Below are 18,681 nucleotides of genomic sequence, written 5' to 3' on the forward strand. Positions count from 1 at the left end.
CCCTTAGTTCAGTCGGTAGAACGGCGGACTGTTAATCCGTATGTCGCTGGTTCAAGTCCAGCAGGGGGAGCCACTTTCGAAAACCCAGCCTAGCGCTGGGTTTTTTTGTATTTGTTTTGTGGATATGACGCACAGAAATTGTTACTACCTATTATCTGGACTGTAAGCAATCGCCCAGATCCGGGCAAAGTTTGTCCGCTGTAGCAATTTTGATGAAAAACCCTTTCTCCTATCTGTTGTTATAGGCGCTTCAAAGGCCGATAATACAAAGATCTCTTTAAAATTTTCGAAGAATGGCATGACTGAGTATTTATTGCTTCTTGTCGGCACCGTCCTGGTAAACAACTTTGTGCTGGTTAAGTTTCTTGGCCTGTGCCCATTTATGGGCGTGTCCAAAAAACTTGAAACCGCCATTGGGATGGGGCTTGCGACCACGTTCGTACTGACACTCGCATCAGTGAGTGCTTACCTGGTCGAGACTTACATTTTGGCTCCATTGGGCCTTGAATACCTCCGAACACTGAGTTTTATCTTAGTGATCGCGGTCGTCGTGCAATTCACTGAAATGGTCGTGCATAAAACCAGCCCAACACTTTACCGTCTGTTGGGCATCTTCCTGCCGCTAATCACAACAAACTGCGCCGTGTTGGGTGTCGCTCTGCTGAATATCAATGAGCGCCACAACTTTATCGAGTCCATCATTTATGGCTTTGGCGCTGCTGCTGGCTTCTCCCTCGTATTGATTTTGTTTGCCGCGATGCGCGAGCGTATTGCCGCGGCTGATGTTCCTCAACCATTCCGCGGTGCATCGATTGCTATGATCACAGCTGGACTAATGTCATTGGCATTTATGGGCTTTACAGGGTTGGTGAAACTGTAATGACTGGAATTTTGATTGCGATTATTGCTATCGCTGTCCTCGCAGCTGTGTTCGGTATCTTGCTGGGCTTTGCTTCTGTGCGTTTTAAAGTCGAAGCGGATCCGATCGTCGATCAGATTGACTCCATCCTTCCGCAAACACAGTGCGGACAATGTGGTTACCCCGGTTGTCGCCCTTATGCAGAAGCCATTGCCAATGGTGATGCCATTAATAAATGCCCTCCAGGTGGTCAGCCGACTATCGAGAAGCTTGCTGACCTCATGGGGGTAGAAGCCACAGAATCTGCGCACGATGAAGAAAAGAGCGTAAAAAAAGTCGCCTTCATTCACGAAGACGATTGTATTGGCTGTACCAAATGTATTCAGGCTTGTCCGGTGGATGCCATCATTGGCAGCACCAAAGCCATGCACACCATTATCAAAGATGAATGCACCGGATGTGACCTTTGTGTCGCCCCTTGCCCGACTGACTGTATTGAAATGATCCCTGTTCAAACCACGCCTGAAACCTGGAAATGGCAACTTGACCAAATTCCGGTTGTTCAACTTTCTGTCGATGAAGATAAAGGGGTCAAACAAGCATGATCACCCTAATCGAAGAGATCAAACAGGGACATGTCTGGGATTTTCACGGTGGTATTCACCCACCAGAAAACAAACGCCAGTCGAGCGAAACTTCCATCTTGCCCGCAGATATCCCAAATGAAATTGTGTTGCCAACCAAACAGCACATTGGCACTGCTGGCCAACTGTTGGTAAATGTCGGTGATAAAGTCCTAAAGGGCCAACCACTGACCAAGTCAGACGTTCTGCAATGCTGTCCGGTTCATGCACCAACTTCCGGTGAAGTGGTTGCCATTGAGCCTCGCACTATCGCTCACGCATCAGGCCTTACCGATAACTGCATTGTGATCAAACCGGATTTCGAAGACGCCTGGGGAGTGAAGAATGCACTGGCTGATTTCCGCGAAGTCTCTGACGAGGCGTTGATCGATCATGTTCGCATGATGGGTATCGCGGGCATGGGTGGCGCAGGTTTCCCAGCAGCCCGCAAGCTGCAAACTGGTCATGCGCGCACAGAAATTCTGATCATCAACGGTGCTGAATGTGAGCCTTACATCACCGCTGATGACCGTTTGATGCAAGAGCGCGCAGATGAAATTGTTCAAGGTATTGAGATCCTTCAACATATCGTGAGCCCGAAACTCACCGTCATGGCGCTGGAAGACAACAAACCAGAAGCGATTGACGCCCTGAAATTGGCGACACAGGGTAAACCTGACATCGTCGTTCAGGTAGTTCCGACCAAATACCCGTCTGGCGGTGAAAAGCAGCTCATCAAACTCATCACCGGTAAAGAAGTACCTGCAAAAGCCATCCCTGCCGCAATCGGCGTGATGATGCAAAACGTCGGTACAGTCTTCGCAATTAAACGTGCTGTCATCGACGGTGAGCCGCTGATTGAGCGTGTCGTCACCTTGACAGGTACCACGTTGAAAGAACAACGGAACCGTTGGGCGCTGCTTGGCACACCAGTCAGTTTCTTGCTCGATAAGCACGGGTATGAAGCAGACAAAAAAGTAGAGCGCGTGATAATTGGCGGCCCGATGATGGGTTACACCATTCCGCACCCTAACGTACCCGTCACCAAAGTCACCAACTGTGTGTTGGTGCCTTCACGTCGCGAAATTGCGCCGTCAGAGGGCGAGATGGCCTGCATCCGATGCAGCGCCTGTGCAGAAGCTTGCCCGGCTTCGCTGCTGCCACAACAACTTCAGTGGTACGCCAAAGATCAGGATTACGACAAGTGCGAAGAGTATAACCTCTTCGATTGTATCGAATGTGGTGCTTGTGCCTTCGTCTGCCCAAGTGAAATTCCACTGGTGCAATACTATCGTCAGGCTAAATCTGAAATCCGCGCGCGCGATGCGGAGCAGCAAGCTGCCGAGCGAGCTAAAGAGCGCTTCGAAGCCAAAAAAGCGCGTATGGAGCGTGACAAAAAAGCGCGTGAAGAGCGCCACAAGCAAGCTGCGGAAAACCGTCGTAAAGCGATGGAAAAATCCGCCGATGGCGACGCGATTGCCGCTGCCATTGCACGTGTGAAAGCCAAATCAGAAAATGAATCTGCAGCCACAGCAATGAAGCCAGCTGTAGCTGCTGCTATTGCCAAAGCAAAAGCCAAACAGGCTGAGGCTGCCGCACAAGGGCAGGCAGAGCCAGACAACAGTGAAATGGCAAAGCTGCGCGAAGAGCGCAAGCGTCAGGCGCGTGAACGTAAAGCACAAAAGGCGTCGGAATCCGAAACTGAAAACGCAGCAGACGACAAGAAAGACGCTGTTGCGGCGGCGATAGCCCGCGCTAAAGCACGCAAAGCGGCTCAGCAAAGCGAGTCTGAGCCCGCTTCTGATAACAGCGCTGCTGGAGAAGATCCTAAGAAAGCCGCAGTCGCTGCTGCCATTGCACGTGCCAAAGCGCGCAAAGAAGCGCAACAAGCTGATGCGGCTACCCCTGCTTCTGAATCTGAATCAGCAGAAAAAGCACCTGTTGAAGACGATCCAAAGAAAGCTGCTGTCGCTGCTGCTATTGCCCGTGCTAAAGCACGCAAAGAAGCACAACAAGCTGACACGGCAACACCTAATGCTGAATCTGTATCAGCAGAAGAAGCACCAGTTGAAGACGATCCGAAGAAAGCCGCTGTCGCTGCTGCCATTGCCCGTGCCAAAGCACGCAAAGAAGCGCAACAGGCAGAAGCAGCAACACCTGCTGCTGATTCTGCTCCGGTAGAAGAAGCTCCCGCTGAAGACGAACCGAAGAAAGCTGCTGTCGCTGCTGCGATTGCCCGTGCTAAAGCGCGCAAAGCCGCACAACAGGAAGAAGCTGAAACGCCTGCTGCTGATTCTGCTCCAGTAGAAGAAGCTCCCGCTGAAGACGACCCGAAGAAAGCCGCTGTCGCTGCTGCCGTTGCCCGTGCCAAAGCACGCAGAGCCGCACAACAGGCAGAAGCTGAAACGCCTGCTGCTGATTCTGCTCCAGTGGAAGAAGCTCCCGTTGAAGAAGATCCCAAGAAAGCAGCGGTTGCTGCTGCCGTTGCCCGTGCCAAAGCACGTAAAGCCGCACAACAGGCAGAAGCTGAAGCGCCTACTGCAGAGGCTGCTCCAGTAGAAGATACTCCCGTTGAAGAAGATCCCAAGAAAGCAGCGGTTGCTGCTGCCATTGCGCGCGCAAAAGCGAGAAAGGCAGCGCAAATGAAGAATAAGAATGAGGAATAGTAATCGTGGCCTTTTTTATCGCCAGTAGCCCGCATAGCCACAGTCGCAAGAGCACCAGCGACATCATGATGACAGTGATACTGTGTACTTTGCCGGGCATCGCTGCGCTTTGTTACTTTTTCGGTTGGGGTGTTTTACTTCAGGTCGTTATGGCGGCACTGACTGCGGTGGCTGCAGAGGCGGCTGTTGTGGCTCTGCGCGGCCGCCCTGCTAAACGCTATATTAAAGACCACTCCGCCCTGCTGACGGGTGTGCTTCTGGGTATCGCCATTCCGCCGTTCGCACCATGGTGGATAGTGATTATCGGTATACTTTTCGCCATCGTCATTGCTAAACATCTCTATGGTGGGCTGGGCCAGAACCTGTTCAACCCTGCCATGGTCGCTTATGTCGTACTGCTGATTTCGTTCCCGGTTCAAATGACCACCTGGCTGCCACCAAGTGAATTGTTGGTTCAGCCACTTGGCTTTACTGACAGCTTCGCCGCTATCTTTACTGGCCTCACCACTGATGGCTTTAGCGTGAACCAACTGCGTATTGCCGTGGATGGTTCAACCATGGCGACGCCGTTGGATACCATTAAGACCTCTTTGCTGGCTGGTGAAACTGTCTCTGAGGCGGTTGAGAAGTCAGTATTTGGCAGTTTTGCAGGTATCGGTTGGGGCTGGGTGAATGTCGCCTTCCTTGCTGGCGGTCTTATTCTGCTGAAGAAGAAGATTATCCAGTGGCAAATCCCCGTTGCTATGCTGGCATCTCTTTTTGTGTTCAGCTTGGTAGGTTATGCCATCAGCCCGGATGGCGTGGCTTCGCCATTGATGCACCTTTTCTCCGGTGCCACCATGTTGGGTGCGTTCTTCATTGCCACTGACCCAGTTTCCGCTTCAACCACTACACGAGGCCGACTGATCTTTGGTGCAATGATCGGCGCGTTGGTTTATCTGATCCGTACCTTTGGCGGCTTCCCTGATGGCGTAGCGTTTGCTGTGCTTATCGCAAACATGTGCGTACCGCTGATTGACTACTACACCAAACCAACCACTTACGGTTACAGGAAGGAAAGCAAATGATCCGCGCGATGCGAAATAATGGCGCAATCCTTGCGCTGGCGGCACTGCTTTCAACGGGCTTAGTCGCCGTCACCAATACACTGACGAAAGACACCATCGCAGAGCAGCAACGCATCCAGCTTTTACGGGTTCTCAATCAAGTGATCCCAGAAGACATGCATGACAATGCGTTGGCGAAAACCTGTACTTTGGTAACCAGCCCAAACCTTGGCACCAGTGAACCAATGCCAATCTACATTGCCACCAAGAATGGTGAGCCGACAGCCATGGCAGTCGAAGCCATTGCACCGGACGGTTATAACGGCGCTATCAAAGTCTTGGTGGGCGTCGATACCAATAACACTGTGCTCGGTGTTCGCGTGCTGAGTCACAACGAAACCCCGGGTCTTGGCGATAAAATCGATCTAAATGTCTCCGATTGGGTGCTGTCTTTCAATGGTAAAAATATTGAAAGTGAAGACGATAAGCGCTGGGCGGTTTACAAAGATGGCGGTCAGTTTGACCAGTTCACCGGTGCCACGATCACACCGCGTGCCGTCGTTAACGCAGCGAGAAATGCTGCTTGGTATGCCATGCAGAACAAAGACACTATTGTCCGCCAACCTCTGAATTGTGGAGCTGCATCATGAGCCAGAATAAAGAGTTAATGACAAACGGAATGTGGGCCAATAACCCCGCACTGGTGCAGCTTCTGGGTCTTTGTCCCCTGCTTGCAGTTTCCGCGACAGTGACCAACGCATTAGGGCTTGGCATCGCAACGCTGCTGGTTCTTGTGGGCTCGAACCTGACTGTTTCACTGGTGCGCGAATATGTACCAAAAGAAGTGCGTATTCCCATCTTCGTCATGATCATCGCGTCACTGGTAACCTGTGTTCAGCTACTGATGAATGCCTACGCATTCGGCCTTTATCAGTCGCTGGGTATCTTTATTCCCCTGATCGTGACCAACTGCATCATCATCGGCCGCGCAGAGGCATTCGCCTCCAAGAATACGCCATTACCTTCGGTGTTGGATGGCTTCTGGATGGGCATGGGCATGACTGCAGCGCTGGTCGTACTGGGTGCAATTCGCGAAGTACTGGGTAACGGTACTTTGTTTGACGGTGCTGACCGACTGCTCGGTGATTGGGCTGCAGGACTTCGTATAGAAGTGTTCCAGTTTGATAGTCCATTCCTGTTGGCGATGCTACCGCCGGGTGCCTTCCTGGCTGTGGGTTTCCTCATCGCTATAAAGAACGTGATTGACGAAAAACAAGCGAAGAAACAACCAAAAGAGAAAGCCGTGATCGAACGTGTTCGAATCACGTCCACAGATTAAAAGTTAAGCATTCAATGGATGAGCAATGAATAACGAAAAACGTGTTCAGATACTGGAGCGATTAAGAGCAGAAAACCCTCACCCGGAAACTGAACTGAACTGGAGTACACCGTTTGAATTGCTGATTGCGGTATTGCTATCAGCGCAGGCAACAGATGTAAGCGTGAACAAGGCGACGGATAAGCTCTATCCGGTGGCTAATACGCCGCAGGCGTTGTTAGACCTTGGGGTTGATGGCGTAAAGGAATACATCAAAACCATTGGCCTGTTTAATTCCAAGGCAGAAAATGTCATCAAGACCTGTCGCATCATCGTTGAACAACACGGTGGTGAAGTGCCTGAAAACCGCGAAGCGCTGGAAGCTCTACCAGGCGTAGGTAGAAAGACTGCCAATGTCGTGCTCAACACCGCCTTTGGTTGGCCAACCATTGCGGTAGACACTCATATTTTTCGCGTATCAAACCGCACCAAGTTTGCGATGGGGAAAAACGTCGATCAGGTAGAAGAAAAGCTACTGAAAGTCGTGCCAAAGGAATTCAAGGTCGATGTTCACCATTGGCTTATTCTGCACGGCCGCTACACTTGTGTGGCTCGCAAACCGCGTTGTGGCAGTTGTATCATTGAAGACCTCTGCGAATTCAAAGAAAAGATTTACCCAGACGAATAAAAAGAAGGCTGCCATTGGCAGCCTTCTTTATAAATATTTCTGATAGTTTTGGTTGTTACCATGACCACATTGCGGATCATGGATTCCAATATCTTTCTTCAAGTGGCAGTTCATTCCATCGCTCTTAATCACGACTTTACGCTCTCTGAAACCACTTCCTAACCCAATTATTTTAAGCACTTTTTCTATTATCATATTTCTAGCCCTCTTTGCTGACGGTCGCATCATTCGTTCTCTGTTGTTATGGTTTAATGTCATTTTGTTAGTATTTTGTACTCAACACGAACGATGAAATCTGACACCAGATATAAGCTGAACTTATGGACAAGCAACTTCGCTATCTCAGTGCACTCCGTTACTTTGAAGCTGCCGCGAGACTGAAAAGCTACAGCGCAGCAGCAAAAGAGTTGAATGTGACCCAGGCAGCCGTCAGCCAACAATTAAGGGGGCTGGAAGATAACCTGGGCTGTAAGCTGTTTTTTAGAAATGGGCGGGAAATGCAGCTCACCGATAAAGGCCACCAGCTGCTTGCCCCTATTACCGAAGGGTTTGAAAAAATTATCGTCGGTTTAAACCGTATTCAGACTGAGCCTCTGGAAGGCGTGTTGACCGTCACCGTCCCGCCCTCGTTCGCCTCATTGTGGTTAATGCCGAGACTATGGCGATTCACGTTAGAAAACCCCACCATCACCATACGTATTCATAGCGATATCAAACGGGTAGCCATCCTACACAGCGATATTGATCTAGCCATCCGGCAGGGGAAAATCACAGAGAGTGACATAGCGGGTAGCATTCGTTGCGAACATCTTTATCAAGAGGAGGTTTACCCGCTTTGCTCCGCCGAACTTGCCCGTTCTATACAGTTTGATTCTCCGGAAAAGCTCAAGCGGTGTTGGTTGATACATGGCGTGAATTCTAAAGAGATAGTTTGGTCAAAGTGGTTTGAAAAAGCTGGTGTGAAGTTCGACAACGGCGCGCTGAGATGGATGGAAGTACCTACATTCGATATGGCGCTCAATGCAGTGATTGCGGGCCACGGTGTATGTCTGGGAACGGAAAGTTTGTCGAAAGCACTTATCGATCAAGGTCTTCTGGTCAAACCTTTTGATATTGGGCTGACGCCCGGCATGCAGTTTAGTTTGTTGTATGACGGCGCATCTTCAAGGCTTCCGCGCATTGAAGCATTTCGAAACTGGCTGTTTCGCGAGTTAGAGCAATCACAATATCGCTGAAACCTTCAGAAGATCCGTTTGCTTAAGGCTCTTGGGGTTACGAAAAATTTGTTGGTAAACTGGGCGCGACAATACAATTAAGGAGAATGTCATGAGCACTGGTCGTATTCTGCATACCATGATCCGCGTTGGCGATTTGGATCGTTCAATTGCCTTCTATACCGACGTGATGGGCATGCAGCTTTTGCGTAAAAGCGAAAATGAGCAGTACGAGTACACACTGGCTTTTGTTGGCTACGGTGATGAATCACAGGGCGCAGTGATTGAGCTGACCTATAACTGGGGCACGTCTGAATATGAGCACGGCTCTGCTTTTGGCCACATTGCAATTGGTGTAGACGATATCTACGCGACTTGTGACAAACTGCGTGAAGTGGGCGCAAACATCACCCGTGAGCCAGGCCCTGTAAAAGGCGGCACCACTGAGATCGCATTTGTTGAAGACCCAGACGGCTACAAAATAGAGCTGATCCAAAACAAGAGTGCTTCTGCAGGCTTAGGTAACTAGCACTTCATTGATTTACTACACCTCTCCTTAGAGGTGTAGTGCTAATCACTTCGATTTATCAGTGCATTAAAAACGTCACCAATCTTAAACCTCACCTCTGCAAAAATTCTGATAGGCTTTTATTAATGTCTCATTGATAAGAAAGTCAGCATGTTGTGGAAAAAGAGTACGCTGCAGCTTCATATTGCCAGCATATTTTTCATCGTTGTTTCTATGCTCTCCGTTTTGCTGATCGTCTTGAGCTACCAGAACTCTAAATCGCTCAACGAACAATTGGCTGACGAGCGAATGACCCAGAATGCTGAGCAGGTCAAACTCGCATTTCAGAAGAAAGTAGTCCCCGTCCTCGCTGCATTAGAGACACTTGCCGCATCCAATTACGGGCATGATATTCATGCTTCCAACGATCCAAACTGGCTTGCTTCCGTTGAGGCCATCATGAAAGTGACACCGGATGTGCTTGCCGTCTATGTAGGCTACGAGGACGAAAGTTCAGCCTTTATCCGTTCCACGGTACCTGCATTTATGCGAGAACAGTTTTCAACGCCGGACAACTCTCACATCATGGTCGACATCAATCTGAGTAACGGTGAGCAGACCCGGACGTTCTACGATAAAAACCTGCAATACATTAGCGAAACAACGGACACCATCTCCTACAAGCCAACAACACGTCCTTGGTATAAGGACACCCCGCACAATGGCGACATATTTATTACAGACCCCTATTTCTATCTCTTCATCAAGCGAATGGGCATCACCATTTCAAAACGCATCCCTGCCAACGGTGGTGTATTGGCAGCCGATATTACCCTTTCGTCCATTAATGCATTTTTGAAATCTCTTCCCCATTCAGAAGAGGCCAAAATTATGCTGTTCGACGACAACAAGACCATTCTTGGCCAGACAGGAGTCCTTCCTGAAGCACCACTAAACACAACGCAAGACACCTACCTTGAGGCTGCACAACACTCCCCTTTGGTTTCCCTGCTTGAAAAAGATGACTGGCAAGAAACATCACATACCGTCAAGTTCGAGGAAGAAGACTGGCGGCTTAACCTGATGCACATAAGCTTTGGTAACAGGAAGGGATTATGGCTAGCCAAAGCGATCCCTGAGCGCACATTGATTGGCAGTGCAATTGAAGCAAGAAACAATCAAATAACTATCAGCTTCATTATCTTAGGCGTAGGTATGCTGCTGATTATGTGGGCCTCAGCGAAAATCGCGACCCCACTGAAGCTACTGAACAAAGCTTCCCATAAAATAAGAAACCTCGACTTCCATAGCGTAAAAACGCCCGACTCCAATATTGTCGAGGTTCGAGAGCTTTCTGACTCCATTTGTATGATGTCTGAAACCATTGGTGACTTTTTAAATACCTTACATCGGGTATCTAATAATTCAAATTTTGAGTCCTTGCTCTCTGACATGGTAGAGCACTGCTACAAAACATCCGATGCAGACTATGTCCTGATGTGGGCGACCGACATGGAGGATAGAAATAACCTCTCGCTCGCAGCGCACTATCCTGAGGCCATAAGTGAAACCCAGATAGACTTTAACCAACTTCTCGTTGACCTCCCCGAGATGGAAGAAGCGGTCGATAATCACTGCTTTTTTACTTTTACACCAGACGAACATCCTTCAGTAAGCGGTCATCTCCCTGACGAATTAGTGAGGGCCTGGGTGCTTCCCTTGCACAACAGAGAAAATGAACGAGTCGGCTTTGTATTCGTTGGGTTTAATCACGTGATATCACCTGAACAGGAGGAGAAGCTTGGATTTATTCAAGAGTTTCTAGGTTTTGCCTCGCTGATCAAAGAGAACTGGGACCACATCACGGCACAAAAAAATCTGTTCAAATCCTTTGTTGAAATGTTCGCATCGGCTATCGATACCAAGTCACCGTATACCGGTGGACACTGTCAACGCGTGCCTGAACTCACCTTTATGTTGGCCGAGGCCGTCAATGAAGATCAGAATCATTTCCCGGAATTTACGCTGGACGAAAAGTCCCGCGAGGCACTGTATTTCGCAGCCTGGCTGCATGATTGCGGCAAGGTAACAACACCAGAATACGTCGTGGACAAGGCCACCAAGCTTGAAACCATTTATAACCGAATCCATGAAATTCGGATGCGCTTCGAAATACTCAAACGCGACGCAGAGATCGAGTGTTGGAAGCAAATTAGCGAAGGAGCTTCTGCCGAGGATGCCAGAGCCACAATGCTCAAACAAAAACAGGAACTAGATAACGAATTTGCGTTTGTTGCCAAAACCAACATAGGCGGAGAGTTTCTGGATGATGGCAGTGAAGAAAAGCTCAAAAAAATCGCCTCAAGAACCTGGATCCGCACGATAGATGACACGTTAGGATTATCCTGGGAGGAGGAATTACGCAGAAATCGCAGAGGAGAAGATAAACTGCCATGCAAAGAACACCTTCTCGATAATCGACTTGACCACAAGATCCTCTGGACAGAACAGCAGCTCAAAAAGTTCGAAAACTGGCCCTTCAATATCATGGCTCCTGAACACAGATTTGACTTGGGCGAACTCTATAATCTGGGCATTAAGCGAGGCACGCTCACTGAGGAAGAGCGCTTCGCGATCAATGATCATATTATTCAGACTATCATCATGTTGCAGAAACTCCCTTACCCAGAGCATCTGAAGAGAATTCCAGAGATTGCTGGAGGCCATCACGAAAAATTAGATGGAAAGGGTTACCCACTAGGATTATCAGATACCAATCTTCCGGTGGACGCGAGAATTATGGCCATCGCCGATATTTTCGAAGCACTGACTGCCAGCGATAGGCCCTACAAGAAAGCGAAAAAGCTAAGTGAAGCGCTTAAAATCCTCGCTTTCATGGCGAAAGACAAACATGTTGATGCCCGATTGTTCAAAATATTTATCGAGCAGAGGATTTACCTAAAATATGCTCAGGATTTTCTCCCCGAGAGCCAATGGGACGAGGTCAACGAAGCCTACCTGTTGGACATTGTGTTCCCTAAAAAACCGGTAGACGAAAAAGCGCATCACTCATAACCGCTTTACGTTAAAGCAACTTATTTATTTGCGATGAATATTCGTGATTTAATTCAAAGCCCTCATTAAAAAAATTGGTAACCCATCACTGTCTGATAGTCTTAATCGAGTGTCTCATAATTAAGATAATGGATTATCATGGCAAGACGCCGCTATACACTTCAAATTCATATCGCAGGTATCTTTTTTATTGTTGTATCCCTGCTTTCAGTCCTTCTCATTGTATTGAGTTATCAGAACTCAAAAGAGCTCAATCAACAACTCGCCATCGAGCGCACTTCGCAAAATGCGGAACGTATTAAGCTCTCCTTTCAGAACCTGACATCCCCGGTCATCACTGCCATGGATGCGCTTGCAGCTTCCGATTTTGGTCATAGTCTCTATGCATCTTATGACACTGAATGGCTTTCCAGCATGAATGCCATCATGGAAAGAAACCCAGAAGTAGTGGCTGTATATGTTGGCTATCCGAACGAAAGTTCGGCGTTTATCCGTTCAACAAAAGCGGATTTTATGAAAGAGCAGTTTTCAGCACCTGAAAACAGCCACATCATGGTAGACATCAACAACAAGACGGGAAATCAAATACGTACCTACTATGATGACACCCTGAAACATATTCGCGCAGATACCGATAGAATTAAGTACAAGCCAACAGCACGCCCCTGGTACAAAGCCGCACCGGATGACGGCAGTATTTATGTCACTGACCCGTATTTCTACATGTTTATCCAGCGGATGGGTATCACTCTCACCCGGCAGTTTAAAGATATTAATGGCGTACTGGCAGTCGACATCACTCTCGATTCTTTGAACAAGTTTCTCTACTCACTGGTTGATACAGAAGAAACCCAGTTGATGCTCCTGGACGATAACAAAAGTGTTTTCGCACATACAGGCTTCCTTCCAGAATCATCCTCTGGTGTTAACCAGCGGATGTACCTTGAAGCGATGTCTGCATCTCCGTTCAATCATCTTTTCAAGACCAGTGATTGGCACGAATCGAACAAAACCATCCTCCATCAGGGTGAAAACTGGTCTCTCAACCTTGTCAGGATCAGCTTCGGGGGAGAACGAGGGTTATGGCTGGCTAAAGCTGTGCCTGAGAGGTTACTGATCCAAAGCGCGATAGAAGCCAGAAACAACCAGATTACCATCAGTATCTTTGGTCTTTTGATTGGCACCGTGATGGTACTTTGGGCTTCTAAGCGTATCGCCAATCCACTGAAAGTGTTGGTAGAGGAAACCCAAAAAATCCGCCGTCTGGATTTCTCCAGCGTCTCAACGCCAAGCTCTAAAATTGTCGAAGTCAGGGAGCTTTCCGAATCCGTCCACATGATGTCTGAGACGATTCAGAACTTTCTTCAGACACTTCACCGAGTCTCCAACAGTTCAAATTTCGACTCTCTGATGGCCGACATTGCGCTTCACTGCCAGCAAACTTCCGGCGCGGAATACGTGATGCTCTGGACCAATTCAGCAGAAGACAGGGAAAAACTCACGCTGACTGCCCAATATCCCCTTCAAACAGAAGGTAAGCAAGTAGATCTGCAGAAGTTGTTGGCTGATTCCCCACAGATGAAGAAGGCACTCCAAGGCCAGCATTTCTTCAGTTTTAAACCCTGTTCGACCGATATTGAACGTGGACTACTCCCTCAATCACTTAAGCACGCTTGGCTCGTGCCTCTCTACAACCGTGAAAAAGAGTGTGTGGGCTACGTCTTTATGGGATTTGATGCGTGTCCGGGGAACGATCAGAATGACAAACTACAGTTTATCCGCCAGTTCCTGGGCTTCGCTTCCCTTATTAAAGAGAACTGGGACCGTGTAGCAGCACAAAAGCAACTGTTTAAATCATTCATCGAGATGATGGCATCCGCCATCGATACCAAATCCCCCTATACGGGCGGTCATTGCCAACGTGTACCGGAATTGACCTTTATGCTGGCAGAAGCGGCCAGTAAAGATGAAAAACGCTTCCCCGAGTTCTCGCTCAACGATCAATCTCGTGAAGCGCTCTATTTCGCGGCTTGGTTACATGATTGCGGAAAAGTCACCACACCAGAATTCGTGGTGGATAAAGCCACCAAACTCGAAACCATATACAACCGCATCCACGAAGTCCGCACCCGCTTTGAAGTATTGAAGCGCGATGCAGAAATTACGTACTGGCAAAAACGGCTTGAAGGCGAAAAGGTTGAAGAACTTGATGCTTGGTTGGCGGAAGAGCACAAAACACTCGATCAGGAGTTCGCTTTTGTGGCTAAGTGCAATGTGGGCGGTGAGTTTATGGATGCCAGCAATATCGAAAAACTTGAGAAGATAGCTCAGCGGACCTGGATGCGCACAATCGACGATGTCCAAGGATTATCTTGGGAAGAAGAAGCAAGACGTTCAGCACGTGGCAGTTTCCTTCTACCATGCAAAGAACAAATCCTATCTGATACTGTTGATCAGATGATCCCTTGGCTCCCTCAACAGCTGAAAACCTTTGAAAACTGGGAGTTCAAACTGCCGGTTCCACCGCTTCAATATAATCGCGGTGAACTCTATAACCTGTCCATTCAGCGCGGAACGCTGACGGATGAAGAGCGCTTCATCATCAATGACCACATCATACAGACCATTAATATGCTTCGTAAGCTGCCTTATCCTAAGCATCTGAAACGTGTGCCGGAAATCGCCGGGGGACACCACGAGAAGTTGGACGGCAAAGGGTACCCTTATGGGTTGGACGAAAGCTCGTTGTCTGTCGATGCACGTATCATGGCAGTAGCGGATATTTTCGAAGCACTCACCGCCAGCGATCGTCCCTATAAGAAAGCGAAGACACTCAGCGAAGCGCTTAAAATTCTTGCCTTTATGGCGAAAGACAAGCATGTCGATGAGCAACTGTTCCGGCTCTTTATCGAGGAGAAAATCTATCTTCGTTACGCCGAACAGTTCCTTCCTAAAGAACAACATGATGAGGTCAATGAAGACGCCCTGTTGGCAATCATCACGCCTAAGCCCGAAAAGGAAACAGAAACCGCCTAAAACTGAAAAGCCCCGCAACAACGAGCGGGGCTTTCTTTATCTTTCAGAGAAACATGTCTGGTTAGATAATCGTTCTACCCAAAGAGATCACGACACGACGGTTCTTGTTACGACCTATCGGGCTTTCATTTTCTGCAATTGGGCGACGCTCGCCATAAGCTTCAACCTGAATCCTGTCTTTCGGCAAGCCGAGCGACATAAAGTACTGTTCCAGTTTTTCGGCGCGGATTTCAGACATTCTCTGGTTCGCCGCCTTTGCACCACGACCATCTGTGTAAGTCGCCATCAACACTAAATCGATGTCTGGGCTGTATCGCACGAACTCTGCAATTTGTGCCAGCCTCGCCATGGATGCCTTGTTTAACTCATCACCATTTTCATTGTAATGGAGCACGGTGAAAGCGATGTCATCAAAGGCGTAAGGCAGCAAGCGTGCAACACAGCTGCTGAATTCATTGTAAGGCTGTTGGAACGACACAGAAGACAATGCGATATCGACACGTTTTCCCTTGCTTTGCCACTCTTTGAAGCTAAAAGTCGGATAGCGGCCATTTTCCAGCTCAGACAACATACTCCAAGCCGTTTGCCCGTCAACATAACCGTTAAACTGTTTGTAGAAACGCAGACGGTCGATATATTCCGCAGGCTCACCAGCGAACCAAACTGGCGGCATAGAGACGAGAGAGACATTCTGCGTTTCACCCATCGGGCGACGCATCTCCAGCTCAAAATCCAAGTTGATTTTCTTGCTGGCTCGGGAAGTAAATGTCGCCATGCCATAGTTCGGGATCATGTGTTCAATACGACACTCGATCGGTGTATCTACTGTCACCTTCCACACAGATTCTGTCGGCTTCGCTCCGTAATACTTGCTCGCAGACACCGAGAGCGGTGCAAGGCTTGCAGCAATGCATAATGTCAACAGCGATGCTTTCTTCATACTGTGCCGGTTCCTGTGAATCAGTGGAAAGGTATTGCTTATCTTATCGGAAGCCAGTCCCTTATCTTTAGTCTTATTTTAATTCTTCATGCCAAAACTAGAAAATGAAAATCCAGCCAGCATCTGACATAATGCACGCCTCATTTTTACAAGTTATCCGAGACATGACCCAAGAAACCAACCTGAATACGCTAAAAGCAAGATTCCGCGGCTATTTTCCTGTTGTTATCGACGTAGAAACGGCAGGTTTTAACTCAAAGACTGATGCACTGCTTGAAATCTGTGCGGTCACTCTGAAGATGGATGAAGACGGTTGGCTTTCCCCTGATAAAACCATTCACTTTCATGTTTCTCCGTTCGAAGGCGCTAATCTGGTTAAAGAAGCGCTGGAATTCAACGGCATTAAAGACCCTTTCAGCCCACTCCGTGGTGCGGTAGAAGAAGAGCACGCACTGAAAGAGATCTTTAAACTTATCCGCAAAGAACAAAAGGCGGCAGGCTGTCAGCGCTCGATCATGGTGGCTCATAATGCCAACTTCGATCACAGCTTCGTCATGGAAGCCTCGGAGCGCAGTCATCTAAAACGCAATCCTTTCCATCCGTTTGCCACTTTCGACACAGCAGCACTGAGTGGCTTGGCCTTTGGACAAACCGTTTTGGCAAAAGCATGCCAAACCGCCGGGATCCCTTTCGATAACCGAGAAGCACACTCAGCGCTCTACGATACCGAGCGCACCGCAGAACTGTTCTGTGAGATCGTTAACAAATGGAAGAAATTAGGCGGCTGGCCAGTCATGGCAGCTGAGGAAGAATCCGAACAAGATTCTGATTAATACAATCAGAACCTTGGCAAAAGAACCGGCTGCACGCCAGATAAAACAAGGCCTGCGGCCGTTTTCTTTTCATAAACGCCAAATAGTTTTAAACGCTAGATTGAAATCACCCTCAAAAACGAAGGTTTCGTTGCGCAGATCCTGCGCAAACTATTGATAACAAAACCACAACAAATCTCAATTTGCTACTTATACTGACTTAGAACGATTCAACGCTCGTGCCGCTTAGATTCGGACACTTCACGTTGAAGACGACAATAATAAAAGGCAGTGACAGAGAGGCAAATTAATATGAAACGTGTAACACAGCGTACCCTACTTTCCACAGCGATTGCGCTGGCCGCTTTTCAGGCCCACGGCGCAGGCTTCCAAATCAGCGAACATTCCACCAGCGGTCTAGGTCGCGCATTTGCTGGCGAAGCAGCCATTGCAGACAACGCCGCAGTCGCTGTCCGTAACCCAGCAGCGATGACGATGTTTGATTCGGCACAAGTGTCAGGTGGTCTTTCGTTTATCCAGCCGGACGTGGATGCATCCGTTGACTCACTAAACGGAAATCCAGGTTCAGCTGTTCCAAACACCACATCAGAACATAGCGACGTAGCGCCAGATGCAATTGTCCCTTATGCGCACTATGTCGATCCTATCAATGACAAGATGGCCTGGGGCGTCTCAGTATTTTCAAACTTTGGCCTTTCAACGGAATATCCTACCGATTCAGTAGGTGCCGCTATTGGTGGACAAACTGAGCTAGTCACCATCAATTTTGCGGGTAACTTTGCTTATAAAATTTCAGAGCAGTTAAGCCTAGGGCTGGGTGTAAACGCAATTTATGCAGACGCTGAATTGAAGAGACAGTATGGTGGGCTTTACACCAGCCTAGGCGCTTCTTCTCCGTCTGATGAGCTAGCATATCTTGCCGGTGATGGATGGGGCTTTGGCTGGAATGTGGGCGGCCTTTGGGAGTTTGATGATAAAAACCGTTTGGGTGTTGGATATCGCTCAGCAGTCGACATCACGCTCGAGGGCGATTACCGTGGCTCATCTACCGCATTTGTGGGCAAAACAGGACAAACAGTCCCTGGTGAATTGGAGCTGAACTTACCTGACATTTTCGAGTTCTCTGGATACCATGGCTTCGACCAATGGGCGCTTCACTACAGCGTCATGCGCATTGGATGGAGCAGCTTCCAAGAGCTTAGAGCAACATCATCAGCGGCTGACTGTTCGCGACTTGGTATTGAACCGGGTGTATGTCTTCAAAAAGATGAGAAGTGGGAAGACAGCTGGCGCTACGCTATCGGTGCGACCTACTTCCTGAACAACAACTGGACGCTTCGCGCAGGCTATGCGATAGATGAGAGCCCAGTTCCTGATTCACACCGTACTCTTAGCATTCCTGATACAGAACGTCATTGGTACTCTCTTGGTGCAACCTATGACTCAGGCAGCAATTGGTCTATCGATGCAGGTTTTGCCTACCTGAATGGTGATGATGTCAAAGGAACGGAGGTTGAAGCTCTTCCTGGCAATAACTCAGCAACTTATGAATTTACTGCTGGCGGCGACGCTTACATCTTCGCTGTCGGCGCAAACTACACCTTCTAAGTTATTGTTTCAAAAATGAGAAAAGCCGATTTTTACAATCGGCTTTTTTGTTTCCAGTCACAAAAGTGAAATTCAATCGAAGCAGCTGTGACCTGCTATTCAGTACCTTACCTACAAAATTCAAACAGTCGCTCAAATCACAACCAGATTGTTTCTAATCGTTAATGAACAATTACAGGCACTTCTGAATGAACAACCTTTAATTAGTGTATTTACTTAAAACATCAGTTTTAAAACTGGGCATAAAATACCGAAATTTCAGACACT

The 18,681-nt window shown here is 48.3% G+C and carries 14 protein-coding genes; 13 read left to right on the top strand and 1 reads right to left on the bottom strand.

Features of this window, described 5'->3' with window-relative positions; all coding sequences use genetic code 11:
- The first annotated feature begins 298 nt into the window (after nt 1–298).
- The 11 genes from rsxA (at nt 299) to QL223_RS19485 (ending at nt 15,033) form a co-directional block, all read left to right on the top strand.
- Entirely contained in the window at nt 299–880 is a 582-nt protein-coding gene (gene rsxA, locus QL223_RS19435; RefSeq protein ID WP_002541126.1) for an electron transport complex subunit RsxA, read from the top strand.
- Nucleotides 880–1,464, top strand: a complete 585-nt coding sequence (gene rsxB, locus QL223_RS19440; RefSeq protein WP_046302845.1) for an electron transport complex subunit RsxB — start codon at nt 880–882, stop codon at nt 1,462–1,464. The genes rsxA and rsxB overlap by 1 nt, the downstream gene beginning before the upstream one ends.
- Nucleotides 1,461–4,148 carry an electron transport complex subunit RsxC gene (gene rsxC, locus QL223_RS19445; RefSeq protein ID WP_281545680.1) on the top strand — a complete coding sequence of 896 codons (2,688 nt, stop codon included), beginning with the start codon at nt 1,461–1,463 and terminating at the stop codon, nt 4,146–4,148. Before rsxB ends, rsxC begins: the two co-directional genes overlap by 4 nt.
- A gap of 5 nt (nt 4,149–4,153) precedes the next feature.
- Entirely contained in the window at nt 4,154–5,215 is a 1,062-nt protein-coding gene (rsxD, locus tag QL223_RS19450; RefSeq protein ID WP_281545681.1) for an electron transport complex subunit RsxD, read from the top strand.
- Entirely contained in the window at nt 5,212–5,844 is a 633-nt protein-coding gene (rsxG, locus tag QL223_RS19455; protein WP_281545682.1) for an electron transport complex subunit RsxG, read from the top strand. Before rsxD ends, rsxG begins: the two co-directional genes overlap by 4 nt.
- Nucleotides 5,841–6,533: an electron transport complex subunit E gene (locus QL223_RS19460; protein WP_002541120.1), complete on the top strand. Its 693-nt coding sequence runs from the start codon at nt 5,841–5,843 to the stop codon at nt 6,531–6,533. The genes rsxG and QL223_RS19460 overlap by 4 nt, the downstream gene beginning before the upstream one ends.
- Nucleotides 6,534–6,558: 25 nt before the next feature.
- The gene (nth, locus tag QL223_RS19465; RefSeq protein ID WP_002541119.1) at nt 6,559–7,200 is read left to right on the top strand and encodes an endonuclease III; all 642 of its coding nucleotides are present in this window, start codon (nt 6,559–6,561) and stop codon (nt 7,198–7,200) included.
- Between the two features lie 320 nt (nt 7,201–7,520).
- Complete coding sequence (locus QL223_RS19470) at nt 7,521–8,435, top strand: LysR substrate-binding domain-containing protein (RefSeq protein WP_281545683.1); 915 nt, start codon at nt 7,521–7,523, stop codon at nt 8,433–8,435.
- 91 nt (nt 8,436–8,526) lie between these two features.
- Entirely contained in the window at nt 8,527–8,943 is a 417-nt protein-coding gene (gene gloA, locus QL223_RS19475; RefSeq protein ID WP_281545684.1) for a lactoylglutathione lyase, read from the top strand.
- 150 nt (nt 8,944–9,093) lie between these two features.
- On the top strand, nt 9,094–11,997 hold the full coding sequence (locus QL223_RS19480) for an HD domain-containing phosphohydrolase (protein WP_281545685.1): 2,904 nt from the start codon (nt 9,094–9,096) through the stop codon (nt 11,995–11,997).
- A 138-nt stretch (nt 11,998–12,135) separates the two neighbouring features.
- Nucleotides 12,136–15,033, top strand: a complete 2,898-nt coding sequence (locus tag QL223_RS19485; RefSeq protein ID WP_281545686.1) for an HD domain-containing phosphohydrolase — start codon at nt 12,136–12,138, stop codon at nt 15,031–15,033.
- 61 nt (nt 15,034–15,094) lie between these two features.
- Here QL223_RS19485 and QL223_RS19490 read toward each other — a convergent pair whose 3' ends face one another.
- On the bottom strand, nt 15,095–15,973 hold the full coding sequence (locus tag QL223_RS19490) for an OmpA family protein (RefSeq protein WP_046302836.1): 879 nt from the start codon (nt 15,971–15,973) through the stop codon (nt 15,095–15,097).
- 164 nt (nt 15,974–16,137) lie between these two features.
- Here QL223_RS19490 and rnt point away from each other — a divergent pair, with 164 nt between their 5' ends.
- Nucleotides 16,138–16,806 (top strand): ribonuclease T, encoded by a 669-nt coding sequence (rnt, locus tag QL223_RS19495; protein WP_281545687.1) that lies wholly within the window; start codon nt 16,138–16,140, stop codon nt 16,804–16,806.
- A 291-nt stretch (nt 16,807–17,097) separates the two neighbouring features.
- Complete coding sequence (locus QL223_RS19500) at nt 17,098–18,414, top strand: porin (RefSeq protein WP_002541107.1); 1,317 nt, start codon at nt 17,098–17,100, stop codon at nt 18,412–18,414.
- Nucleotides 18,415–18,681: the final 267 nt, after the last annotated feature.

Source organism: Grimontia sp. SpTr1, from assembly GCF_947387585.1.
Taxonomy (GTDB): domain Bacteria; phylum Pseudomonadota; class Gammaproteobacteria; order Enterobacterales; family Vibrionaceae; genus Enterovibrio; species Enterovibrio indicus.